A 23,621-nucleotide genomic window follows, 5' to 3' on the forward strand; every position below is an offset into this window, starting at 1 on the left:
CTCCTGTCAGCGGCTGGCGAGAAGGGGCGAGCTGTCGCTCATGGCGTGCAGCTTGAAACTGCGGGCATAGCCGACCGGGTCCGAGCCGTCCCAGACCTTGCCGTCGATCAACTGGCTGCTGCGCATTGGCTGATCACTCGTGGCCACACCGACAGCAGTGGCGGCCTCTCGATACAAGTCTAGTTGCTGGACCTGACGGGCCACGCCCAGGTAGTCCGGGTCGTCGCGCAACAAACCCCAACGGCGGAACTGGGTCATGAACCACATGCCATCGGACAGATACGGCAAGTTGACCTCGCCATGACCATGGAAGCGCAACGCGTGCGGGTCCTGCCAGCGATTACCCAGGCCATCAGCGTAGTCACCGAGCAATCGCGGTTCGATGCAATCGAGTGGTGCGTCGAGGTATTGCGGCGCGCTCAACAGTTTCGCGGTGCTGCGGCGATTCTCGGTGCTTTCTTCGATGAAGCGACTGGCCTCCAGAATCGCCATCACCAGCGCCCGTGCGGTGTTGGGGTATTGCTCGACAAAGGCGCGGGTGCAACCGAGGACTTTTTCCGGGTGATCGGGCCAGATGGTCTGAGTGGTCGCCATCGTGAACCCCAGGCTCTGCTGCACCGCGCTCGCGGACCATGGCTCGCCGACGCAGAAGCCGTCGATGCGCCCGGCTTGCAGGTGCGCGACCATTTGCGGCGGCGGCACGACCACGCTGTCGACGTCCTGCAATGGATGGATGCCTTGACTCGCGAGCCAGTAATACAGCCACATGGCGTGGGTGCCCGTAGGAAATGTCTGGGCGAAGGTGAGTTTTGGGCGACTTTGGTGCACGTGCCGTTCCAGTGCTTCAGGACTGGTCACGCCTAAAGTCTGTAAGCCATGGGACAGGTTGATGCTCTGGCCATTCTGATTCAGGCCCATGAGCACCGCCATGTCGGTCGACGCGACACCGCCGATGCCCAAATGCACGGCGTAGATCAAACCGTACAGGCTGTGCGCGGCATCGAGTTCGCCACTGACCAGTTTGTCCCGCAGGTTGGCCCAGGACGACTGGCGCTTGAGGTTCAGGGTCAGGCCATAAGGTTGGGCGAAGCCCTGCGTGGCCGCGACCACTACCGAGGCGCAGTCGCTCAGGGCCATGAAGCCGAGGTTGATTTCGGTCTTTTCCGGGGCATCGCTGCCGTTGACCCAGGCCAGAGGGTTGGCTGGAACTTCAATCATCAGTAAACACCTTCCATAAAAAAGCGCCGGACCGGGCTGCTTGCCAGGGCAAGGCCAAGTGACGACGCCTTTGTCTTTCGACTCATCCCGCCGTTGGCATGAGTGCTGATGTGAGTGACGGTGCAAGGCATATGCCATCGCACGCTGATTTTGTCGCGCGCCTCGCCTGCAACCCCGATGCCCGGCTATAATCGCCGCCACTTTTCGTAGCCCAGAGTCAAACCCGCCCATGTACACCCTGGCCCGTCAGCTGTTGTTCAAACTTTCCCCGGAAACCTCCCACGATCTGTCCCTGGACCTGATCGGCGCGGGCGGGCGTTTGGGCCTCAACGGCTTGCTGTGCAAGGCCCCGGCGAAAATGCCGGTGACCGTCATGGGCCTGGACTTCCCGAACCCGGTGGGTCTGGCGGCCGGTCTGGACAAGAACGGCGCGGCCATCGACGGTTTTGCGCAACTGGGTTTTGGCTTTGTCGAAATCGGCACCATCACCCCGCGTCCGCAGCCGGGCAACCCGAAGCCACGGATTTTCCGTCTGCCGGATGCCGAGGCGATCATCAACCGCATGGGGTTCAACAACCTCGGCGTCGATCACCTGCTGGCTCGAGTGGCGGCGGCCAAGTTCAAGGGCGTGCTGGGCATCAATATCGGCAAGAACTTCGATACCCCGGTTGAACGGGCGGTCGACGACTACCTGATCTGCCTGGACAAGGTTTACGCCCACGCCAGCTACGTGACGGTCAACGTCAGTTCGCCGAACACCCCGGGCCTGCGCAGCCTTCAATTCGGCGATTCGCTGAAGCAATTGTTGGCCGACCTGGCGACGCGCCGCGCTGAACTGGCGCTGCGTCATGGCAAACATGTACCACTGGCGATCAAGATTGCACCGGACATGACCGACGAAGAAACCGCTCAGGTCGCGCAAGCGCTGATCGAAACCGGGATGGACGCGGTGATCGCCACCAACACCACCCTGAGCCGCGTCGGCGTAGAAGGCATGGAGCACGGTGACGAGGCGGGCGGTTTGTCCGGCGCACCGGTTCGCGACAAGAGCACCCACACCGTGAAGGTGCTGGCGGCCGAATTGACCGGTCGCTTGCCGATCATCGCCGTGGGCGGCATCACCGAAGGCAAGCACGCAGCTGAGAAAATCGCCGCGGGTGCCAGCCTGGTGCAGCTCTATTCCGGCTTCATCTATAAAGGTCCGGCGCTTATTCGTGAGTCCGTCGACGCCATCGCCGCATTGCGCTGACCTGTAGCAGCTGCCGAGCAACGCGAGGCTGCGTTCGGCGGCGAAGCCGTCGTAAACCCTGCATGCACAGTGTATCTGCAAGACCGAGGTGTCTGATTTCACGACGGCTTCGCCGCCGAACGCAACCTCGCGGTGCTCGGCAGCTGCTACAAAGGAATTGTATTTCGGCGAAAAGCAGGCATAAAAAAGGGCACCTCGAAGGTGCCCCTGGGCCGAAGCCCGCCGCCCGGATGGGGCGTGCGTGGTAAGTCGTTACGTAATCAGATTGTCGTGTCGGAGTGTGTGCCCTGTGTTAGCCGACGGCGTGAAGTTCGTTGAGTCTATGGATTCCCGCAGTGCCGGTCATACCGTCCCAGTTGTCGCCGCGTCCTTCTCGCCAGCCGTTAATCCAGGCTTGGCGTACCGACGGTAGAGTAAATGGGCAAAGCTCACGGGATTTGCCACCAACGCCATATTGATATCCGCGCAAAAATGCTCTTTCCAACGGATCACGCTTAAGTCTTCTCATAGGGTGTTGCCCTCACTTGTTGACTGTATTTATCGCGTCGACCTCAATTGAGGTCTGGCAGAAAAACTCCTGCCGTTGGGGCTTGCTGCCGGCGTCGCAAGCCAAGGTGTTGACGTCATTGCGGCGTCAACCTGTATTGAGTTCTAACCAATGCGTCACATCGAGGGAATGATCGTTTTGTCATAAGGACGTAACGATAAAGATGGTATGGCGATAAGTAACACCATGTTGTCCCGTGTTTATTGGCAAAACCCCGGTATGATCAGCCCCTCGCTGCATGATGGGGTTAATCCTTTAGTGAGAATGCCTCCTGTTGAGCAGGGGGACTATTCGACGAAGGGTCGACTTATGACATTTTGTTGCATCAACTTTTTTATCTGTCTTTGCATCTAAGCTCTTTTAACCCGAGCTTGCAGGGGTGGGACGGCACACCTTCGTGCCACGCGGGCGCTCTTTTAGAAAAGCGCCTGATTGAAAACCGGGCCGGCAATGCGTTGCCGGTTCACTTAGCTAAAGGCTCTGGAATTACCATGTCCGATCGTTTCGAACTCTTCCTCACTTGCCCCAAAGGCCTTGAAGGCCTGCTCATCGAGGAAGCCGTCGGGCTTGGCCTTGAGGAAGCGCGTGAGCACACCTCGGCTGTGCGCGGCATGGCCACCATGGAAACCGCTTATCGCCTGTGCCTGTGGTCGCGTCTGGCGAACCGGGTGCTGCTGGTACTCAAGCGTTTCCCGATGAAGGACGCCGAAGACCTTTATCACGGCGTACTCGATATCGAGTGGCAAGACCACATGCTCAACGATGGCACCCTGGCCGTTGAGTTCAGCGGTCATGGCTCGGGCATCGACAACACCCACTTCGGCGCGTTGAAGGTCAAGGACGCCATCGTCGACAAACTGCGCACGCCGCAGGGCGACCGTCCGTCCATCGACAAGCTCAACCCGGACCTGCGCATTCACCTGCGCCTGGACCGTGGCGAAGCGATCCTGTCCCTCGACCTTTCCGGTCACAGCCTCCACCAGCGCGGCTATCGCTTGCAGCAGGGCGCGGCGCCGCTGAAGGAAAACCTCGCGGCCGCAATCCTGATCCGTTCCGGCTGGCCACGCATTGCGGCCGATGGCGGCGCGCTGGCTGACCCGATGTGCGGTGTCGGTACGTTCCTCGTCGAAGCCGCGATGATCGCCGCCGATATGGCGCCGAACCTGCGTCGCGAGCAGTGGGGTTTCACGGCCTGGCTTGGTCACGTCCCGGCGCTGTGGAAAAAGCTTCACGAAGAAGCCACTGAGCGTTGCGCGGCCGGTCTGGCCAAGCCACCGCTGTGGATTCGCGGTTACGAAGCCGATCCGCGCCTGATTCAACCGGGTCGCAACAACGTCGAACGTGCCGGCCTGAGCGAGTGGATCAAGATCTACCAGGGCGAAGTCGGGACGTTCGAGCCGCGTCCGGACCAGAACCAGAAAGGCCTGGTGATCTGCAACCCACCGTACGGCGAACGTCTGGGTGATGAAGCGAGCTTGCTCTATCTCTACCAGAACCTCGGCGAACGTCTGCGTCAGGCCTGCCTGAACTGGGAAGCCGCGGTATTCACCGGCGCCCCGGACCTGGGCAAGCGCATGGGCATCCGCAGCCACAAACAGTATTCGTTCTGGAACGGCGCGTTGCCGTGCAAATTGCTGCTGATCAAGGTCACGCCGGACCAGTTCGTCACTGGCGAACGTCGCACTCCGGAACAGCGTCAGGTCGAGCGCGAGCAAGCCGAAGTCGAAGTCGCAGACAACGACGTAGCACCGGGCAAGTACGAGAAGTACAACAAGAACGGCAACCCGATCAAACCGGCACCGGTGGTGATCGAGCAGCCGCGCTTGAGCGAAGGCGGGCAGATGTTTGCCAACCGCCTGCAAAAGAACCTCAAGGCCCTCGGCAAGTGGGTCAAGCGTGAAGGCATCGACTGCTACCGCGTCTACGATGCCGACATGCCGGAATACTCCATGGCTATCGACCTGTATCAGGATTGGGTCCACGTCCAGGAATACGCCGCGCCGAAATCCATCGATCCGGAAAAAGCCTCGGCGCGCATGTTCGATGCCCTGGCCGCCATTCCGCAGGCCCTGAACATCGACAAGAGCCGCGTGGTGGTCAAGCGTCGCGAGCGTCAGAGCGGCACCAAGCAGTACGAACGCCAAGCGGCACAGGGCAAGTTCGTCGAGGTCAACGAAGGTGGCGTGAAGCTGCTGGTGAACCTCACGGATTACCTCGACACCGGGCTGTTCCTCGATCACCGGCCGATGCGCATGCGGATCCAGAAAGAGGCGGCCGGCAAGCGCTTCCTCAACCTGTATAGCTACACCGCAACCGCCAGTGTTCATGCAGCCAAGGGCGGCGCGCGCAGCACCACCAGCGTCGACCTGTCGAAAACCTATCTGGACTGGGCGCGTCGCAACCTGTCGCTGAACGGTTTCTCCGAGAAGAACCGTCTGGAGCAGGGCGACGTGATGGCCTGGCTCGATGCCTGCCGTGACGAGTACGACTTGATCTTCATCGATCCGCCGACGTTCTCCAACTCCAAGCGCATGGAAGGGATCTTCGACGTACAGCGTGACCAGGTGCAATTGATCGACCTGGCCATGGCGCGTCTGGCCCCGGGCGGCGTGTTGTACTTCTCCAACAACTTCCGCAAGTTCCAGCTCGAGGAGAACCTTGCCGAGCGTTATGCGGTCGAGGAAATCACCGCCCAGACCATCGATCCGGATTTCGCCCGTAATGGCAAGATCCACCGTGCCTGGAAAATCACGGCTCGTTGACACTTGAAGAGATTGGATCCACAGAGCCTTGATTTTTAAAGGCTCTTGGCTTCTTTCTGTGCTGGTCAAATTGATGGCTAATAGCTATAACTCAACGCATGGCCAATGGGCTTTCCCGCACCTGGCGTCTTGAGTTGCGTCTATGTCGTTACACGCCGTGCGCCCGAAAATCCTGGGTTTTATCAGTGAAGATGTCTCGGCCTGGCTGGTCGCTCTGCTGGTATTGGTTGTTGGCGGGATTCTCACGGGATTGCTGGCGTGGTCGACGCTGAATCTGTTCCACCATCAATTGCGGCAACGTTTCCAACTGCTGGCCAGTGAACGTTACAGCCGTATCGAAGAACGCTTCGAAGATCAGGAGCAGCGCCTCGATGGCCTGCGCCGGTTCTTTGCCAATTCCGATTCGGTCTCCCGCGCGGAGTTCGACGGTTACACCCAACCGCTGCTGCACCGGACTCAGGCCTATTCCTTCGCCAAGCGGATAACCGGTGCCGAACGAGCGGAATTTGAACGCCAGGTGCGTGCAGAGGGTTTACCCGAGTTCACCCTGCGCGAACTCAATGCCGACGGCCAACTGCAACTGGCGGCCGAACGGGATGAGTACGTGGCGGTGCTGTATAGCCAGACCCAAAGCAAACTGGGTTCGCCGCTGGGCTACGACTTGTGGGCTCAACCCTTGCGCCGTGCCACCCTTGAACGGGCCGATCAGCTCGGCGGCATGGCGGTATCGCAACCGATGCATCTGGTCAGTATCGAACCGGCCTATGCGCGCGGCGTGCTGCTGGCCGCACCGGTGTTGCGGCGCAGTAGTCCGGCTACGGCGGGGGTGAAATCGTACGGTTATGTCATGGCTGTGATCAGCATGCATCAGTTGCTGGCGGACGGGCTGCCGGACGCTGGCCGTGACTATCTTTCGGTGCGCATCCTCGACTTATCCACAGATGATCAGCACGAAGTGCTTTATGAGTCGCCCAACACGCCGGCGCCCAGTGAGTTGTCGGCGACGCGGCTGTTGCGGCTTGCCGACCATGACTATCAAGTCGACATTCAGCCCAGCGATGCCTTTCTGCGAGCCAATCACTCTTCGGTGACCAGCCTGGTGGTGCTGGGCGGCTTGCTCAGTCTGTTGCTCAGTGCCTTGCTCTATGTGCTGGTCAGTCAGCGTCGACGGGCGCTGAAAATGGTCGAGCAACGGACTCAGGAACTGCGCGCCCGCGAGCAGGAGTTGCGCGGCACCCATGGCCAGTTGCGTGGCGTGCTGAATGCCGCGACCCAAGTGGCGATCATCGCCACTGACCTGCGCGGGGTTATCCGCACCTTTAATGCCGGTGCCGAGCAAATGCTTGGCTACACCAGCACCGAGGTGGTGGGCCACATGACCCTGGAAAACCTGCACCTGCCCCGAGAACTCATGGCACGTTCGGCGGAGTTGAGTGCGCGTTATGGCAAACCGATTCCGACCTGCCAGGCGATGTTGGTCGAGGGCGGCGAGGAGGGCGGTCACGAAGCGCGGGAATGGACGCTGCTGCGTAGCGACGGCAGCCATTTGACGGTGAACATGCTGGCGACCCCGGTCCTCGACGAGCAAGGCTTGTGGGTCGGGCACCTGGCGATCTGCATCGACATCACTGAACGCAAGCGGGTCTACGAGGCCTTGGCGGCGCGGGATTTGTTGCTGAAGAAACTCAGCGCTCATGTACCCGGCGGGATCTACCAATTCAAAATGGAATTCGATGGGCGCTTCAGCGTGATCTACGCCAGCGACGGTATTCGCGAGATTTACGAACTTGAACCGGATGTGTTGTTGCTCAACGCCGAAGCGATTTTCACGCGGATTCATCCGCAGGACACCACCCGGGTCCGTGCCTCGATCCGGGCGTCGGCGGACACCCTCAGCCCTTGGCGCGAGGAATACCGCGTGCAACTGCCCCTGCGCGGCCTGCGTTGGGTTCGTGGCGAGGCGACACCGGAGGAATTGCCCGGTGGAGGCGTGCTTTGGCACGGCTATGTCTCGGACATCTCCGACTTGAAACGGGTGGAAGAAGAACTGCGGGCGCTATCGATCACCGACTCCCTGACCGGGATCCACAACCGCCGCTATTTCCAGGAACGCCTGACCACCGAAATGGGCCGGGTCGAACGCGGCGGTGGCGAACTGTCGGTGATCATGCTCGATATCGACCACTTCAAACGCATCAATGACCAGCACGGCCACGCAGTCGGTGATCGGGTGTTGCAGATCGTGTGCGAACGCATCGGCCATCGGCTGCGTCGCACCGACGTGTTCTGTCGCCTGGGTGGCGAGGAGTTCATGGTGCTCTGCCCGGACATCAACGGCGAGCAGGCGCACGTCCTGGCCTTGCAGCTATGGCAAGGGTTGCGCAGTTCGCCGATCGAAGGCGTCGGGACCGTGACCGCCAGTTTCGGGATTGCCAGTTGGCAAGTCGGGGAGGGCGCGGATGCGCTGCTGCTGCGTGCGGATTCGGGGGTGTATGCGGCGAAACTGGCAGGACGGGATCGGGTAGAAGGAGAGATGAGCTAACCCTGCCGGGAGATCTTGAGTGAATTGAAAAGATCGCAGCCTGCGGCAGCTCCTACAGGGTTATGTGTACACCTGTAGGAGCTGCCGCAGGCTGCGATCTTTTGATTTCGGGGGTTACAGCACCGAAGCCGTTTCCGGCAGTTTCGGCTGGCGATACAGGTCCAGCAGCACTTGATCGAGCACCGACGACGCGCCAAACGGTGCCTTGTCGTTGAGGATCGCCACTACCGCCCAGGTATTGCCGTTGATGTCGCGGCTGAAGCCGGCAATCGCCCGCACAGTATTCAAGGTGCCGGTCTTGATGTGCGCTTCACCGCGCATCGCCGTGGTCTTCAGGCGTTTGCGCATGGTGCCGTCGGTGCCGGCAATCGGCATCGAGCTGATGAACTCGGCCGAATACGGGCTTTTCCAGGCCGCTTGCAGCATGCCGGCCATTTCACGCGCACTCACCCGTTCCGCACGGGACAGCCCGGAACCGTTCTCCATCACCAGGTGCGGTGCGGTGATGCCTTTCTTCGCCAGCCACTGACGCACGACACGCTGTGCAGCCTTGGCATCGTCACCGTCGGCCTCAGTGCGGAACTGCGCACCCAGGCTCAGGAACAGCTGCTGGGCCATGGTGTTGTTACTGTATTTGTTGATGTCGCGGATGATTTCCGCCAGGTCCGGCGAGAAGGCCCGAGCCAGGACCTTGGCGTCTTTAGGTGTTGGCGCCAGACGGTCCACCCCCTGAATGCTGCCTCCCAGTTCCTTCCAGATCGCTCGCACGGCGCCTGCGGTGTAGGTCGCGTGGTCGAGCAGCGACAGGTAAGTCTGGGAACTGCAGCCCTCGCCCAACTGGCCGCCGACCGTTACGGTCACGCTGCCATCGGCCTGGGTCACCGGGTTGTAACGCACGCCACCGGTGCATTGCTTGGAGTTGACGGCTTTGACCTGGTTTTCGATGCGAATGGTGGCAATCGGCGGTTCTACCGAAATCAGCACCCGGCCGTTGTCGTTGCGCGCCACAAAGCGCAGGGCCTTGAGGTTGACCATCAGCGCGTCGGGTTTGACCAGGAACGGCTTGTTATCGTCATTACCGTCGTCGTTGAACTGCGGCAATTGCGGTTGTACGAAGAAGTTGCGGTCCAGCACCAGGTCGCCGGTGATTTGCGTCACACCGTTGGCGCGCAGGTCACGCATCAGCAACCAGAGTTTTTCCATGTTCAGTTTCGGATCGCCGCCACCCTTGAGGTAGAGGTTACCGTTGAGGATGCCGCCGCTGAGGGTGCCGTCGGTGTAGAACTCGGTTTTCCACTGGTGGTTCGGGCCGAGCATTTCCAGCGCCGCGTACGTGGTGACCAGTTTCATGGTCGAGGCCGGATTGACGGAGACGTCAGCGTTGAAAATCGTCGGGGTGCCGGGGCCGTTGAGCGGGATCATCACCAGCGACAGGGCGTTGTCCTGCATCTTGCTGGCCTTGAGGGCTTTTTCAACGTTGGGCGACAGCGAGGTGTTGATCGGGGCGGCGGAGACAGAGAAGGCCAGCGGGAGCAGAAAACCGGCCAGTAGCAATGGACGCAAAGATTTGATCATGTGAAATAAAACCCTACAGCCGAGGGGGAAAAAAACGAGGGCATGAAGATAAATTCCCTCAGTGGTCATGAAAGTGTCGGCATTATGCCCCAAGGTGTAGTGACTTGTGCCGTGCCCTGGCCTTCTAATCCGCTATTTTTTACCGACGGTAAGGCTTGCAGCCCAGAGAAACGGGCAATCGGCGCCTTAAACTGCTAAAGTGCCGCCCGTTATTACTTATGAGGATTGTTCCAATGGCGACTAACCGTTCCCAGCGTCTGCGCAAAAAACTGTGCGTCGATGAATTTCAAGAGCTGGGTTTCGAACTGAACCTGGATTTCAAAGAAGATTTGGCTGATGAAGCCATTGATGCTTTCCTCGACGCGTTCCTGAAAGAAGCCATGGAAGCCAACGGTCTGGGCTATGTTGGCGGCGACGACTTCGGTCTGGTTTGCCTGCAGAAGCGTGGCTCGGTGTCCGAAGAGCAGCGTGCCGCTGTTGAAGCCTGGCTCAAAGGCCGCAGCGAACTGACTGAAGCAACCGTCAGCCCGCTGATCGACGTCTGGTACCCGGAAAAGCCGATCAATCCGGTAGCTTGATGTTGTAAAAAACGGCGACCCAAGGGTCGCCGTTTTTTTTGTGACGATCAAAGGATCGCAGCCTCGTTTCACTCGACAGCTGCTACAGGGCAATGCAATCCATGTAGCAGCTGTCGAGTGAAACGAGGCTGCGAGCTTTTAGCTTTTGCGCCAATTCAGAATCACCAGCGTCAACACCCCCGCCACAATCCCCCAGAACGCCGAACCGATGGAAAACAGCGTCAGCCCCGACGCCGTGACCATAAAGGTAATCAGTGCTGCCTCACGTTCCTTCACTTCGCTCATGGCGATGCTCAAGCCATTGATGATCGAGCCGAACAACGCCAGCGCCGCAATCGACAGCACCAATTCTTTAGGCAGCGCGGCAAACAGCGCCGCCAGCGTCGCGCCGAACACCCCGGCGATCCCGTAGAAAATCCCGCACCAGACGGCCGCTGTGTAGCGCTTGTTGCGATCTTCATGGGCATGCGGCCCGGTGCAAATCGCCGCGCTGATGGCTGCCAGGTTGATCCCGTGGGAACCGAACGGCGCCAGCAGCAACGAAGCGATGCCGGTGGTGGTGATCAGCGGCGAGGCCGGCACGGTGTAACCGTCGGCGCGCAGCACGGCAATGCCGGGCATGTTCTGCGAGGTCATGGCCACCACGAACAGCGGAATGCCAATGCTGATGGTCGCCGCCAAGGAGAAGTGCGGCGTAGTCCAGACCGGCGTCGCCACTTCCAGATGGAAACCGCTGAAGTCCAGCAGGCCCATGAACCCTGAGAGCGCCGTGCCGATCAACAGCGCGGCCAATACGGCATAACGCGGCGACAGGCGTTTGACCACCAGATAAGTGAAGAACATGCCCAATACCAGCGCGGTGCGATGCTGCGCGGCGACGAAGATTTCGCTGCCGATCTTGAACAGAATCCCCGCCAGCAAAGCCGCCGCCAATGACGCCGGAATCTTTTTCACCAGCCGCTCGAAGCTGCCGGTCAAACCACAAATCGTCACCAGCACCGCGCAGGTAATGTAGGCGCCAATGGCTTCGCCGTAGGTCACGCCGCCCAGACTGGTAATCAGCAACGCCGCGCCGGGGGTCGACCAGGCGATGGTGATTGGCGTGCGATAACGCAGAGACAGGCCAATCGAGCACACCGCCATGCCAATCGAGATCGCCCAGATCCACGAGGAAATCTGCCCGCTGGTCAGCCCCGCCGCTTGCCCGGCCTGGAACATCAGGACCAGCGAGCTGGTGTAACCGGTCATCATCGCGATGAAGCCGGCAACGATCGCAGAAGGCGACGTATCGGCAAAAGGGCGGAGCTGCGTGTGCGTGATGTCGTTCATGACAGCGGTGTTCCTTATACAGATGAAGATGTCTGCAATAGCGCAAAACCTGTAGGAGTGAGCCTGCTCGCGATAGCGGAGTGTCAGGCAACAATGTTGTCGACTGATCCACCGCTATCGCGAGCAGGCTCACTCCTACAGGGGATTGTGCGCAAAAGGCGGATTCTGTGATCAAGCCTAAACTCAAACGTAAGGAATCGTTGCAATACAGCGGAAGTGACAAACAGCCGTACAGTCGTGTTGCCACCCTCCATTGTGTACAATCGCAGTGTTTTTTACGCGATACTTGCCAGCGACCCTCTGTGCCGTATTACAGTCACGGTCAATTCGCCGCAGTTCTTCCGACTCGAGTGCCCATGAACGAACAGTTGCAACCCCTAAAGAAACAACCGCGAGCAGGCAAAGCCGGCCGCAGCGGTACCCAGGACGATATTGTCTATGCGCATATCTTCGAGGCCATCCTCGAACAGCGTCTGGCGCCCGGTACCAAGTTGAGCGAAGAAGCGCTGGGGGAAATTTTCGGGGTCAGTCGCACCATCATTCGCCGCGCGCTGTCGCGCCTGGCCCATGAAGGCGTCGTGCTGCTGCGTCCGAACCGTGGCGCTGTCGTCGCCAGCCCGAGTGTCGAAGAGGCTCGCCAGGTGTTCATGGCCCGGCGTCTGGTGGAGCGAGCGATTACTGAGTTGGCGGTGCAGCATGCCACTGCCGAGCAAATTGCCGAGTTGCGCCAGATGGTCAACGACGAGCGCGACAGCTTCTCCCGTGGTGATCGCGGCGCCGGTATTCGTCTGTCGGGCGAGTTCCACTTGAAGTTGGCCGAAGCGGCGAAAAACGCGCCACTGATCAGCTTCCAGCGCAGCCTGGTGTCCCAGACTTCGTTGATCATTGCCCAGTATGAAAGCGGCAATCGCTCCCACTGTTCCTACGACGAGCACACCCAGCTGATCGACGCCATCGAAGCGCGCAATGCCGAGTTGGCAGTGGATCTGATGATGCATCACATGGATCACATCGACAGCAAACTCAACCTCGACGAAGAAAGCGCGTCGGATGATTTGCACGCGGTGTTCTCGCATTTGTTGCAGACCAAGAAGCCAGGGCGGCCTGCTGCGAAACTCTGACACACCGAGGCTTGCTTGCGAAGGCGACCTCAACAACACAAAAAATCCCCCAGGCTGTAAAACGATGGGGGATTTTTTTATGCCCGAAAAACCTAGCGCTGATGCACCTGATTCCCCGCCGCATACGTCTGCAACACCGTCCGGTCATCCCCCAGCGTCATCAATACAAACAACGTCTCGGCAATGTTATTGGCCTGCTTCAAGCGATAGCTCAGCAGCGGCGTGGCGTTGTAGTCCAGCACAAGGAAGTCCGCATCAGTGCCGGGTTGCAGGGTGCCGATCTTGTCTTCCAGCCGCAGCGCACGCGCGCCGCCGAGGGTGGCCAGGTACAGCGATTTGAACGGGCTCAACCGTGCGCCTTGCATCTGCATGACCTTGTACGCTTCGTTCAGCGTTTGCAGCAGTGAGAAACTGGTGCCGCCGCCAACGTCCGTACCGAGGCCGACATTCAACTTGTGCTTCTCGGCCATCGGCAGGTTGAACAGGCCGCTGCCAAGGAAGAAGTTCGACGTCGGGCAGAAGGCGATCGCCGAGCCGGTTTCCGCCAGCCGCGCGCACTCGTCGTCGCACAGGTGCACGCCATGGGCGAACACCGAGCGCTCGCCGAGCAGTTTGTAGTGGTCGTAGACGTCCAGGTAACCCTTGCGCTCCGGGAACAGCTCCTTGACCCACTCGACTTCCTTGAGGTTTTCGCTGATGTGGGTCTGCATGTACACGTCAGGGAATTCGCTGAGCAACTGGCCGGCGAGAGTCAGCTGTTCAGGGGTGCTGGTCGGTGCAAAGCGCGGGGTGACCGCGTAGTGCAAACGGCCCTTGCCGTGCCAGCGTTCGATCAGCGCCTTGCTTTCCACGTAGCTGGATTCGGCGGTGTCGGTCAGGTAGTCCGGCGCGTTGCGGTCCATCATCACCTTGCCGGCGATCATCCGCAGGTCCAGCTGTTCGGCGGCCTCGAAGAACGAGTTCACCGACTGCGGGTGCACGCTGCCGAAGACCAACGCGGTGGTGGTGCCGTTGCGCAGCAGTTCCTTGATGAAAATGCCCGCGACTTCGTCAGCGTGAGCCTTGTCGGCAAACTGGCTTTCGCACGGGAAAGTGTAGGTGTTGAGCCAGTCCAGCAACTGCTCGCCGTAGGCGCCGACCATGCCGGTTTGCGGCAAGTGAATGTGGGTATCGATGAAGCCTGGGGTGATCAGCGCGTCCTGATAATGGGTGATCTCGATGTCGGCCGGCAGGGTCGGCAGCAAGTCGCTGGCGTGACCAAGGGCGCTGATCTGGCCGTTATCAACCACCAGCAGGCCGTCTTCGAAATACTCATAAGACGCTTCGATGCCCACTTCGGCGGGGTCGGCGATGCTGTGCAGAATGGCGGCGCGGTAGGCTTTGCGTGTCAGAGGCATGTGAGTTCTCAATTGGAAGCTTGGCTGCGGCGTGACGCGGGCAGCAATTTGGCAATCGATGATCCGGCGCTGGCAGTTTGCTGGCCGAAATTGGCGTTATAGGTGGCGATGATTTCGCCGGCGATGGAGATGGCGATTTCCACAGGCAACTTGCCTTTGACTTCGCCGATGCCCATCGGGCAGCGCATGCGTTGCAGCACGGCGCTGTCGAAACCACGGTCACGCAAGCGGTGTTCGAACTTCACCCGTTTGGTCTTCGAACCGATCAGGCCGAAGTAGGCGAAGTCGTTGCGCTTGAGGATCGCGGCGGTGAGTTCGAGGTCGAGCTGGTGATTGTGGGTCATGACGATGCAGTAGCTGCCGGCAGGCAGGTCGTCGACTTCGTCCACTGGTTCTTCGGTGACGATTTTGCGCACACCGTGGGGGATTTGTTCCGGGAATTCGGCCTCCCGCGAGTCGATCCAGCGCACCCGGCAGGGCAGGCTGGCGAGCAGCGGCACCAGCGCCCGACCGACGTGGCCGGCACCGAACACGGCGATCTGCGCCTGGACCTGGCCCATCGGTTCGAACAGCAACACAGTCACGCCGCCGCAGCACTGGCCGAGGCTGGCGCCTAGGCTGAAGCGCTCCAGATGGGTGTCCTGCTTGCCGCTGGCCAGCATCTCGCGGCCGATCTGCATGGCCTTGTATTCCAGATGCCCGCCACCGATGGTGTCGAAGGTCTGGGTGGCGCTGATGACCATCTTCGAACCGGCATTGCGCGGCGTTGAGCCGAGCTCTTCGATGATGGTCACCAACACGCAGGGCTCACCCCGGGATTGCAGGTCGGCGAGGGCGTCGATCCAGTTGTACATGTTTCACCTCGACATCTTTGTTGTCTGTTCGGGCCTATTCGCGAGCAGGGCTCACTCCTACATTTGGAATGCATTCCCCTGTAGGAGTGAGCCCTGCTCGCGATGGCCGCGCCTCGGTCTTAAAGCGAAGCCAGCTCCGGCTCAGTTTCGGCAGCTTTCACCGCCTTCAACTGCCGCATCTGCTCACAGCCCCACAACACCCGCTCCGGGGTCGCCGGTGCGTCGATTTTCGGTTGATGCTTGTAGTCGCCCAGGCTCGCCACGGCGTCCTTGATCGCACACCACGAGGCGATGCCGAGCATGAACGGCGGCTCACCCACAGCCTTGGAATGGAACACCGTGTCTTCCGGGTTCTTGCGGTTTTCCACCAGCTTCACCCGCAGGTCCAGCGGCATGTCCGCCACCGCCGGGATCTTGTAGCTGGCCGGGCCGTTGGTCATCAGTTTGCCCTTGTTGTTCCACACCAGTTCTTCCATGGTCAGCCAGCCCATGCCCTGGATGAAACCACCCTCGACCTGACCGATGTCGATCGCCGGGTTCAGCGAGTCGCCGACGTCGTGGAGGATGTCGGTGCGCAGCATTTTGTACTCGCCGGTGAGGGTGTCGATGATCACCTCGCAGCACGCTGCGCCGAAGGCGTAGTAATAGAACGGCCGACCGCGCGCCTGGCTACGGTCGTAGAAGATTTTCGGGGTCTTGTAGAACCCGGTGCTCGACAGCGACACCTGAGCGAAATACGCCTGCTGGATCAGCGCTTCGAAGGTCAGGATGTGATCGCGAACGCGTACATGACCGTTGTGGAATTCCACGTCCTCTTCGCTGACCTTGTACTGCCGCGCGGCAAATTCAACCAGGCGCTTCTTGATGATTTCTGCTGCGTTCTGTGCAGCTTTACCGTTCAGGTCGGCACCGCTGGAAGCGGCGGTCGGCGAAGTGTTCGGCACCTTGTCGGTATTGGTCGCGGTGATCTGCACGCGGTCCATTTCCACCTGGAATACTTCGGCCACGACCTGCGCGACTTTGGTGTTCAGGCCCTGGCCCATTTCGGTGCCGCCATGGTTCAGGTGGATGCTGCCGTCGGTGTAAATGTGGATCAGCGCACCGGCCTGGTTGAGGAAGCTGGCGGTGAAGGAAATACCGAATTTCACCGGGGTCAGCGCCAGGCCTTTTTTCAGGATCGGGCTGTTGGCGTTGTAGCGACGAATCGCTTCGCGGCGCTCGGCGTACTGGCTGCTTTCTTCCAGTTCGGCGGTCATTTCCTCGAGCATATTGTGCTCGACGGTCTGGTAGTAATGGGTGACGTTGCGCTCGGTCTTACCGTAGTAGTTGGCCTTGCGCACCGCCAGCGGATCGAGGGCCAGATGGCGGGCGATGGCGTCCATCACTTCTTCGATGGCGACCATGCCTTGCGGGCCGCCGAAACCACGGTAAGCGGTGTTCGACGCGGTGTTGGTTTTGCAGCGGTGACCGTTGATGGTCGCGTCGCCCAGGTAGTACGAGTTGTCGGCGTGGAACATCGCGCGGTCGACAATCGACGCCGAGAGGTCCGGCGAGCAACCGCAGTTGCCGGCCAGTTCCAGGGCAATACCGTGCAGCCGACCGGTGCTGTCAAAGCCCACGTCGTATTCGACGTAGAACGGGTGACGTTTGCCGGTCATCAGCATGTCTTCGACCCGAGGCAGGCGCATCTTGGTCGGCTGGCCGGTGAGGTGCGCGATCACTGCGCACAGGCACGCCGGACTGGCAGCCTGGGTTTCCTTGCCGCCGAAACCACCGCCCATGCGGCGCATGTCGACGACGATTTTGTTCATCGACACATCGAGCACTTCGGCGACGAGCTTCTGCACTTCGGTGGGGTTCTGCGTCGAGCAGTAGACGATCATCCCGCCATCTTCAGTCGGCATCACCGAAGAGATCTGGGTTTCCAGATAGAAGTGTTCCTGGCCGCCGATGTGCAGCGTGCCCTGGATACGATGCTCGGCGGTTGCCAGGGCGCCGGCCGAATCGCCGCGCTGATGCGTGTGACTGTCGAGCACAAAGTGGCGTTTGCGCAGCGCTTCGACCACATCCAGCACCGGCTCCAGATCTTCGTATTCGATGATCGCGGCCATCGCGGCTTTGCGGGCGGTTTCCAGGTCCTTCGCCGCAACGGCGAGCACCACTTGACCGACGAACTGGACGTCATCGATGGCCAGTAACGGATCGCCCGGCATCAGTGGACCGATGTCTTTCAGGCCCGGCACGTCTTTGTGGGTGATAGCGATGCGCACGCCGTCGAAGGCGTAACAAGGCTGGGTGTCGATGCTGATGATTTTCGCGTGGGCGCGGTCCGACAGGCGTGCGTAAACATGCAACTGGTTCGGAAATTCCAGCCGGTCGTCGATGTACTGCGCTTCACCGGACACGTGCTTGGCGGCGCTGTCGTGCTTGACGCTGCGGCCGACACCGGTGGTCAGGTCCTTGGCGAACAGTTCAGCCAGTTCGGCCTGGGTCTTCTCTACGGCGTGATGGTTAGACATAAGCGGTCACCCGAGTCTCGATGTGCGGTGTTTGCAGTTCGATGAAGTATTTACGCAGCAGGTTCTGCGCGCTGAGCAGGCGGTATTCCTTGCTGGCGCGGAAGTCCGAGAGTGGCGTGAAATCTTCGGCCAGTGCAGCGCAGGCGCGTTCGACGGTGTCGTTGTTCCAGGTGGCGCCGAGCAGAACGGCTTCACAGTTTTTTGCACGTTTCGGGATTGCGGCCATGCCGCCGAAGGCGACGCGGGCGTCGGCGATCACGCCGTTGTCGATGCGCAGGTTGAACGCGGCGCAGACAGCGGAAATGTCATCGTCCAGTCGCTTGGAGACTTTGTAGGCGCGGAACAGTTGTTCGGCGCTGGCACGCGGCACGATGATCTTTTCGATGAACTCGCTTTCCTGACGCGCGGTGACCCGGTAATCGATGAAGTAATCTTCCAGCGCCATCGTGCGGCGAACTTCGCCTTTGCACAAAACGATCTGCGCTCCGAGTGCAATCAGCAGGGGCGGGGAGTCACCGATCGGTGAGGCGTTGCCGATGTTGCCGCCGAGGGTGCCCTGGTTGCGGATCTGCAGGGAAGCAAAGCGTTGCAGCAATTCGCCGAAGTCCGGGTACTCGGTTTTCAAGGCCTCGTAGCAATCGGAGAGGGCGGTGGCAGCGCCGATTTCCAGGCGATCGTCGAAGCGCTCGATGCGCTTCATCTCGGCGACGTTGCCGACGTAGATCATCACCGGCAGGGTGCGGTGGAACTGCGTGACTTCCAGCGCCAGATCCGTGCCGCCGGCCAGCAGGCGAGCCTGTGGATAAGCGTCATAGAGGTCAGCCAGATCGGCGACGGTCAGCGGCACCAGGCAGCGCTTGTCGCCACTGTTGAGTTCGCCGATATCGGTAGGGGCAATGGCCTTCAGGCGAGCGATGGTGTCAGCTTCACGGGCGTCGAACTGGTCCGTTTGCTTGCCGCAGCAGGATTGTTCGGCGGCAGCCAGAATCGGCCGATAACCGGTGCAGCGGCAGAGGTTGCCGGCCAGTGCTTCGTGAGCTTTATGAGCATCCGGTTGATCACTGTTTTTTTGCAGCGCGAACAGCGACATGACGAAGCCCGGCGTGCAGAAGCCGCATTGCGACCCGTGGCACTCGACCATGGCTTTCTGCACGCTGTGCAGTTCGCCTTGGTGCTTGAGGTCTTCAACGCTGATCAATTGTTTGCCGTGCAATGACGAAACGAACGTCAGGCACGAGTTGAGGCTGCGATAGCGAATGTGTTCGCGGCCATCGTCATCCGTTTGCAGCTCGCCAACCACCACGGTGCAGGCGCCGCAGTCACCGCTGGCGCAGCCTTCTTTGGTGCCGGGTTTGCCCACATGGTCGCGCAGATAATTGAGCACGGTCAGGTTTGGGTCCAGGGCGTGCTCGCTACGGAGTTCCTGGTTAAGTAAAAACTGGATCACGGAAGGCCTCGCAGACTCATTATTGTTGTTAACCGACTTGAACCGAATTTATCAGGTCTGACTTTGCGGTCAATGATTTTCTGACTTAAAGGTCAGGAAATGGCATTTTGTCGATCAACGACTCGTTCCTTTATTATTGACCCTCACGGGATAGCCTGCTTTTTGCTGGATTCGTGCCAAAAACCGCCGAGTGGGCACTCCGCCATGACCCTTCATGTGCGCTACACTGCGCCGCTTGTGCAGATCGAAGAGTTTGAAGGACAACCATGACGTTCAAGGCGCCGGACAGCCTCGCCGAGCAAATTGCTCACCACCTCGCCGAACGCATCATTCGTGGCGAAATGAAGCCCGGGGAGCGCATCCAGGAACAGAAGGTCACGCAGGCCCTCAATGTCAGCCGCGGTTCGGTCCGTGAAGCCTTGCTGATCCTCGAGCGCCGCCACCTGATCGCGATCCTGCCGCGACGTGGCGCCCACGTGACCGAGCTCACGGTTCACAAGGTCCAGAGCCTGTGCACGCTGATGAGCGAGCTTTACATCCTGCTGGGTAATGCAGTGGCCAGCGGCTGGAAAGTCCAGGCCGACATGGCGCCATTCGTGCAAATCCAGCAGCGTCTGACCGCCAGCTACGAGCGCCAGGACATTCGCACCTTTGTCGACGACAGCTTCAGTGTGATGCGCGCCGCGTATCCGTTCGCCAACAACCCGTACTTGCAGGAAACCGTCGAGAATCTGCAGCCGGCCATGAGCCGCGCGTATTTCCTCGCCCTGGAACAGCGCAAGGCCTCGATGAGCGAGTTCCTCGAACTGTTCGAACGCTTGCTCGCCGCCGTGCTGGCCCGAGATTTTCCGCAGATCCGCATTGTGCTGACGGCGTATGCCCAGCGCAGCAGTGATCTGGTGGTTTCTGCCCTGACGGACGCTTAAGCGTGCGGCTAAAGTGCATCAAGCTGGCGGGGTTCAAATCCTTCGTCGACCCGACCACGGTGAACTTCCCCAGTAACATGGCGGCGGTGGTCGGGCCCAATGGTTGCGGCAAGTCGAACATCATCGACGCCGTGCGCTGGGTGATGGGCGAGAGTTCGGCCAAGAACCTGCGCGGCGAGTCGATGACCGACGTCATCTTCAACGGCTCGACCAGCCGTAAACCGGTGAGCCAGGCCAGCATCGAGCTGGTGTTCGATAACTCCGACGGCACCCTGCTCGGCGAATACGCGGCCTACGCGGAAATTTCCATTCGCCGCAAAGTGACCCGCGACAGCCAGACCACTTACTACCTCAACGGCACCAAGTGCCGCCGTCGCGATATCACCGACATCTTTCTGGGGACAGGCCTGGGCCCGCGCAGCTACTCGATTATTGAGCAGGGGATGATCTCCAAGCTGATCGAGTCGAAGCCCGAAGACCTGCGCAACTTCATTGAAGAAGCGGCAGGCATCTCCAAGTACAAGGAGCGCCGGCGCGAGACTGAAAACCGCATCCGCCGCACCCACGAAAACCTGGCCCGCCTGACCGACCTGCGCGAAGAGCTCGAGCGTCAGCTTGAACGCTTGTACCGCCAGGCCGAGGCCGCCAAGAAGTATCAGGAATACAAGGGCGAGGAGCGGCAGCTCAAGGCCCAACTGTCGGCCCTGCGCTGGCAGGCGTTGAATGAACAGGTCGGTCAGCGTGAAGCAGTCATCGGCAATCAGGAAGTCACCTTCGAAGCGTTGGTCGCCGAGCAGCGCAATGCCGATGCGGCGATTGAACGCTTGCGTGACGGGCACCACGACCTGTCCGAACGCTTCAATCTGGTGCAGGGGCGCTTCTATTCGGTCGGCGGCGACATCGCCCGGGTCGAGCAGAGTATTCAGCACGGTCAGCAGCGTTTGCGCCAATTGCAGGACGACCTGAAAGAAGCCGAGCGCGCGCGTCTGGAAACCGAGTCTCACTTGGGCCACGACCGCACCTTGCTGCTGACCCTGGGCGAAGAGCTGGACATGCTCACCCCCGAACAGGAAGTCACCAGCGCCGCCGCCGAAGAAGCGGCCGCCGCGCTGGAAGAATCCGAAACCACCATGCACGCCTGGCAAGAGCAGTGGGACACCTTCAACCTGACGGCCGCCGAACCGCGTCGCCAATCCGAAGTTCAGCAGTCGCGGATCCAGCAGCTGGAAACCAGTATGGAGCGACTGGCCGATCGTCAGAAGCGTCTGGGCGAAGAGCGCGCGTTGCTCTCGGCAGACCCGGAAGACGCGGCGATCATGGAGCTCAGCGAGCAATTGGCCGCGAGTGAAGCGACGCTGGAAGATTTGCAGGCCAGCGAAGAAGCCCAGGTCGAACGCCTCGAGCAACTGCGTCAGGAATTGCAACTGGCACTGCAAAATCAGCAGCAGGCTCAGGGCGATTTGCAGCGTCTGAACGGTCGCCTCGCTTCCCTTGAAGCCTTGCAGCAAGCCGCACTCGATCCCGGCACCGGCACCGCTGAATGGCTGCGCGAACAACATTTGGCGGACCGTCCGCGTCTGGCCGAAGGCCTGAAAGTTGAAGCTGGTTGGGAGCTGGCGGTGGAAACCGTGCTCGGTGCCGACCTGCAAGCGGTACTGGTGGATGACTTCGGCGATTTCGATCTGGCCGGCTTTACCCAGGGCGATTTGCGCTTGCTCAGCCCGGCCACTGATGGCGTGCGCGTGCCCGGCAGCTTGCTCGATAAAGTTGAAGCGCAGATCGATCTGGCGCCATGGTTAGGGCAGGTTAAACCGGTCGACAGCCTCGAACAGGCGTTGGCCCTGCGCAATCAATTGACCGCCGGCCAGAGCCTGATCAGCCGCGACGGTTACTGGGTCGGTCGGCACTTTTTGCGCGTGCGTCGGGCCAGCGAAGCGGAAAGCGGTGTGCTCGCCCGTGGTCAGGAAATCCAGCGTCTGGGCCTTGAGCGCGAAGAGCGCGAAGCCACGGTCGAAACCCTGGAAACCCAACTTCAGAATCTCAGGGCGCAACAGCGTCAGCAGGAAAACGGTCGCGAACATCTGCGCCGTCTGCTGCAAGACGAAGCGCGTCAGCAAGGCGAATTGAAAGCCCAGTTGTCCGCCGGTAAAGCCAAGGCCGAACAACTGACCTTGCGTCGTACACGACTGGACGAAGAACTCACCGAGTTGGCTGAGCAGCGGGCGCTGGAACACGAAAATATCGGCGAAGCGCGCCTGCAATTGCAGGAAGCCCTCGACAGCATGGCGCTGGACACCGAGCAGCGCGAGTTGCTGCTGGCCCAGCGCGACAGCTTGCGCGAGCGACTGGATCGGGTGCGGCAGGAAGCCCGGCAACACAAGGATCACGCGCATCAATTGGCGGTGCGTCTGGGCTCGCTCAAGGCGCAACACGACTCCACGCGTCAGGCGCTGGAACGTCTGGAAATGCAGTCCGAGCGCCTGACCGAGAAGCGCGAACAGCTGAGTCTCAACCTGGAGGAGGGCGAGGCGCCGCTGGAAGAGTTGCGCCTCAAACTCGAAGAGTTGCTCGACAAGCGCATGACCGTCGACGAAGAACTCAAGACTGCACAGATCGCTCTGGAAGACGCTGATCGCGAATTGCGCGACGCAGAAAAACGTCGCAGTCAGGCGGAGCAGCAATCGCAATTGATTCGCGGCCAGATGGAAACCCAGCGCATGGAATGGCAAGCCCTGACCGTGCGCCGCAAGGCGCTCGAAGATCAGTTGCTGGAAGACGGCTACGATCTCCACGGCGTGCTCGCCACGCTGGTGGCCGAGGCCAACGAGAAAGACGCCGAAGAAGAACTCGAACGCATTGCCGCGCGGATTCAGCGCCTCGGTGCGATCAACCTGGCGGCCATCGACGAATACCAGCAACAATCCGAGCGTAAACGTTATCTGGATGCGCAGAATGACGATTTGGTCGAGGCGCTCGATACGCTCGAAAACGTGATTCGCAAGATCGACAAGGAAACCCGGAACCGCTTCAAAGATACCTTTGATCAGATCAATGGCGGTTTACAGGCCCTTTTCCCAAAAGTTTTCGGTGGAGGCCGCGCCTATTTGGAACTGACGGGCGAAGATCTACTCGATACAGGGGTAACGATCATGGCGCAGCCGCCAGGAAAGAAGAACAGCACCATCCATTTGCTCTCCGGTGGCGAAAAAGCCCTGACCGCATTGGCTCTGGTTTTTGCCATCTTCAAGTTGAATCCGGCGCCGTTCTGCATGCTCGATGAAGTTGACGCGCCATTGGATGACGCTAACGTTGGACGCTACGCACGGCTGGTCAAAGAGATGTCGCAGACGGTGCAGTTCATCTATATCACCCACAACAAGATCGCCATGGAAATGGCCGAGCAACTGATGGGGGTGACGATGCACGAACCGGGATGCTCGCGTCTGGTGGCAGTGGATGTCGAGGAGGCGATGGCGATGGTGGATGCCTGAGTCGGCGCTTGTAGGAGAGGTATTATTGAGTTGTAGGACTTATTTACCTTCCCTGACTTGCTGGCC

The 23,621-nt window shown here is 60.2% G+C and carries 15 protein-coding genes; 7 read left to right on the plus strand and 8 right to left on the minus strand.

The genetic code is table 11. The features are described from left to right. Positions 1-6 precede the first annotated feature (6 nt). Positions 7-1,218: a CmpA/NrtA family ABC transporter substrate-binding protein gene (locus tag QF010_RS23340; protein WP_429534037.1), complete on the minus strand. Its 1,212-nt coding sequence runs from the start codon at positions 1,216-1,218 to the stop codon at positions 7-9. A 229-nt stretch (positions 1,219-1,447) separates the two neighbouring features. Here QF010_RS23340 and QF010_RS23345 point away from each other — a divergent pair, with 229 nt between their 5' ends. Next, a complete protein-coding gene (locus tag QF010_RS23345) occupies positions 1,448-2,467 on the plus strand; it encodes a quinone-dependent dihydroorotate dehydrogenase (protein ID WP_429512536.1) in 1,020 nt (339 codons plus the stop codon). 292 nt (positions 2,468-2,759) lie between these two features. Here QF010_RS23345 and rmf read toward each other — a convergent pair whose 3' ends face one another. Beyond that, entirely contained in the window at positions 2,760-2,975 is a 216-nt protein-coding gene (rmf, locus tag QF010_RS23350) for a ribosome modulation factor (protein ID WP_003223300.1), read from the minus strand. Between the two features lie 530 nt (positions 2,976-3,505). On the opposite strand from rmf, the gene rlmKL reads away from it, so the two are divergent. Beyond that, positions 3,506-5,776: a bifunctional 23S rRNA (guanine(2069)-N(7))-methyltransferase RlmK/23S rRNA (guanine(2445)-N(2))-methyltransferase RlmL gene (rlmKL, locus tag QF010_RS23355; RefSeq protein WP_033055679.1), complete on the plus strand. Its 2,271-nt coding sequence runs from the start codon at positions 3,506-3,508 to the stop codon at positions 5,774-5,776. A 142-nt stretch (positions 5,777-5,918) separates the two neighbouring features. Further along, positions 5,919-8,318, plus strand: a complete 2,400-nt coding sequence (locus QF010_RS23360) for a sensor domain-containing diguanylate cyclase (RefSeq protein ID WP_429534038.1) — start codon at positions 5,919-5,921, stop codon at positions 8,316-8,318. 114 nt (positions 8,319-8,432) lie between these two features. Here QF010_RS23360 and dacB read toward each other — a convergent pair whose 3' ends face one another. Further along, complete coding sequence (gene dacB / locus QF010_RS23365) at positions 8,433-9,893, minus strand: D-alanyl-D-alanine carboxypeptidase/D-alanyl-D-alanine endopeptidase (RefSeq protein ID WP_033055677.1); 1,461 nt, start codon at positions 9,891-9,893, stop codon at positions 8,433-8,435. Positions 9,894-10,126: 233 nt separating this feature from the next. On the opposite strand from dacB, the gene QF010_RS23370 reads away from it, so the two are divergent. Further along, entirely contained in the window at positions 10,127-10,471 is a 345-nt protein-coding gene (locus tag QF010_RS23370; protein WP_007896965.1) for a YggL family protein, read from the plus strand. A gap of 138 nt (positions 10,472-10,609) precedes the next feature. Here QF010_RS23370 and QF010_RS23375 read toward each other — a convergent pair whose 3' ends face one another. Further along, positions 10,610-11,800, minus strand: a complete 1,191-nt coding sequence (locus tag QF010_RS23375; RefSeq protein WP_033055676.1) for a benzoate/H(+) symporter BenE family transporter — start codon at positions 11,798-11,800, stop codon at positions 10,610-10,612. Positions 11,801-12,156: 356 nt separating this feature from the next. On the opposite strand from QF010_RS23375, the gene QF010_RS23380 reads away from it, so the two are divergent. Next, the gene (locus QF010_RS23380; RefSeq protein WP_008146364.1) at positions 12,157-12,921 is read left to right on the plus strand and encodes a GntR family transcriptional regulator; all 765 of its coding nucleotides are present in this window, start codon (positions 12,157-12,159) and stop codon (positions 12,919-12,921) included. A 92-nt stretch (positions 12,922-13,013) separates the two neighbouring features. Here the strand turns inward: QF010_RS23380 and guaD are convergent, their stop codons facing one another. The 4 genes from guaD to xdhA form a co-directional block, all read right to left on the minus strand. Continuing rightward, positions 13,014-14,318 carry a guanine deaminase gene (gene guaD / locus QF010_RS23385; protein ID WP_033055675.1) on the minus strand — a complete coding sequence of 435 codons (1,305 nt, stop codon included), beginning with the start codon at positions 14,316-14,318 and terminating at the stop codon, positions 13,014-13,016. An 8-nt stretch (positions 14,319-14,326) separates the two neighbouring features. After that, entirely contained in the window at positions 14,327-15,172 is an 846-nt protein-coding gene (gene xdhC / locus QF010_RS23390; protein WP_429534039.1) for a xanthine dehydrogenase accessory protein XdhC, read from the minus strand. Between the two features lie 119 nt (positions 15,173-15,291). Continuing rightward, positions 15,292-17,691 carry a xanthine dehydrogenase molybdopterin binding subunit gene (xdhB, locus tag QF010_RS23395; RefSeq protein WP_429534040.1) on the minus strand — a complete coding sequence of 800 codons (2,400 nt, stop codon included), beginning with the start codon at positions 17,689-17,691 and terminating at the stop codon, positions 15,292-15,294. Beyond that, positions 17,684-19,138 (minus strand): xanthine dehydrogenase small subunit, encoded by a 1,455-nt coding sequence (gene xdhA / locus QF010_RS23400; protein ID WP_429512543.1) that lies wholly within the window; start codon positions 19,136-19,138, stop codon positions 17,684-17,686. Before xdhA ends, xdhB begins: the two co-directional genes overlap by 8 nt. A gap of 266 nt (positions 19,139-19,404) precedes the next feature. Between xdhA and QF010_RS23405 the strand changes: the two genes are divergently transcribed. Together QF010_RS23405 and smc are read left to right on the plus strand one after the other, a co-directional pair. Further along, positions 19,405-20,064: a GntR family transcriptional regulator gene (locus QF010_RS23405; RefSeq protein WP_033055671.1), complete on the plus strand. Its 660-nt coding sequence runs from the start codon at positions 19,405-19,407 to the stop codon at positions 20,062-20,064. Between the two features lie 2 nt (positions 20,065-20,066). After that, positions 20,067-23,555, plus strand: coding sequence for a chromosome segregation protein SMC (smc, locus tag QF010_RS23410; RefSeq protein WP_033055670.1), 3,489 nt, complete (start codon positions 20,067-20,069; stop codon positions 23,553-23,555). Positions 23,556-23,621: the final 66 nt, after the last annotated feature.

The sequence above is a fragment of the Pseudomonas silensiensis genome, from assembly GCF_050434865.1.
Lineage (GTDB): Bacteria > Pseudomonadota > Gammaproteobacteria > Pseudomonadales > Pseudomonadaceae > Aquipseudomonas > Aquipseudomonas fluorescens_W.

Excerpts from the sequence above, each read along its gene's own strand:
- dacB (WP_033055677.1), bottom strand. The coding sequence starts at position 9,893 with ATGATCAAATCTTTGCGTCCATTGCTACTGGCCGGTTTTCTGCTCCCG.
- QF010_RS23340 (WP_429534037.1), bottom strand. The coding sequence starts at position 1,218 with ATGATTGAAGTTCCAGCCAACCCTCTGGCCTGGGTCAACGGCAGCGAT.
- guaD (WP_033055675.1), bottom strand. The coding sequence starts at position 14,318 with ATGCCTCTGACACGCAAAGCCTACCGCGCCGCCATTCTGCACAGCATC.
- rmf (WP_003223300.1), bottom strand. The coding sequence starts at position 2,975 with ATGAGAAGACTTAAGCGTGATCCGTTGGAAAGAGCATTTTTGCGCGGA.
- xdhC (WP_429534039.1), bottom strand. The coding sequence starts at position 15,172 with ATGTACAACTGGATCGACGCCCTCGCCGACCTGCAATCCCGGGGTGAG.
- rlmKL (WP_033055679.1), top strand. The coding sequence starts at position 3,506 with ATGTCCGATCGTTTCGAACTCTTCCTCACTTGCCCCAAAGGCCTTGAA.
- QF010_RS23380 (WP_008146364.1), top strand. The coding sequence starts at position 12,157 with ATGAACGAACAGTTGCAACCCCTAAAGAAACAACCGCGAGCAGGCAAA.
- QF010_RS23345 (WP_429512536.1), top strand. The coding sequence starts at position 1,448 with ATGTACACCCTGGCCCGTCAGCTGTTGTTCAAACTTTCCCCGGAAACC.
- QF010_RS23360 (WP_429534038.1), top strand. The coding sequence starts at position 5,919 with ATGTCGTTACACGCCGTGCGCCCGAAAATCCTGGGTTTTATCAGTGAA.
- QF010_RS23375 (WP_033055676.1), bottom strand. The coding sequence starts at position 11,800 with ATGAACGACATCACGCACACGCAGCTCCGCCCTTTTGCCGATACGTCG.
- xdhB (WP_429534040.1), bottom strand. The coding sequence starts at position 17,691 with ATGTCTAACCATCACGCCGTAGAGAAGACCCAGGCCGAACTGGCTGAA.
- QF010_RS23370 (WP_007896965.1), top strand. The coding sequence starts at position 10,127 with ATGGCGACTAACCGTTCCCAGCGTCTGCGCAAAAAACTGTGCGTCGAT.
- QF010_RS23405 (WP_033055671.1), top strand. The coding sequence starts at position 19,405 with ATGACGTTCAAGGCGCCGGACAGCCTCGCCGAGCAAATTGCTCACCAC.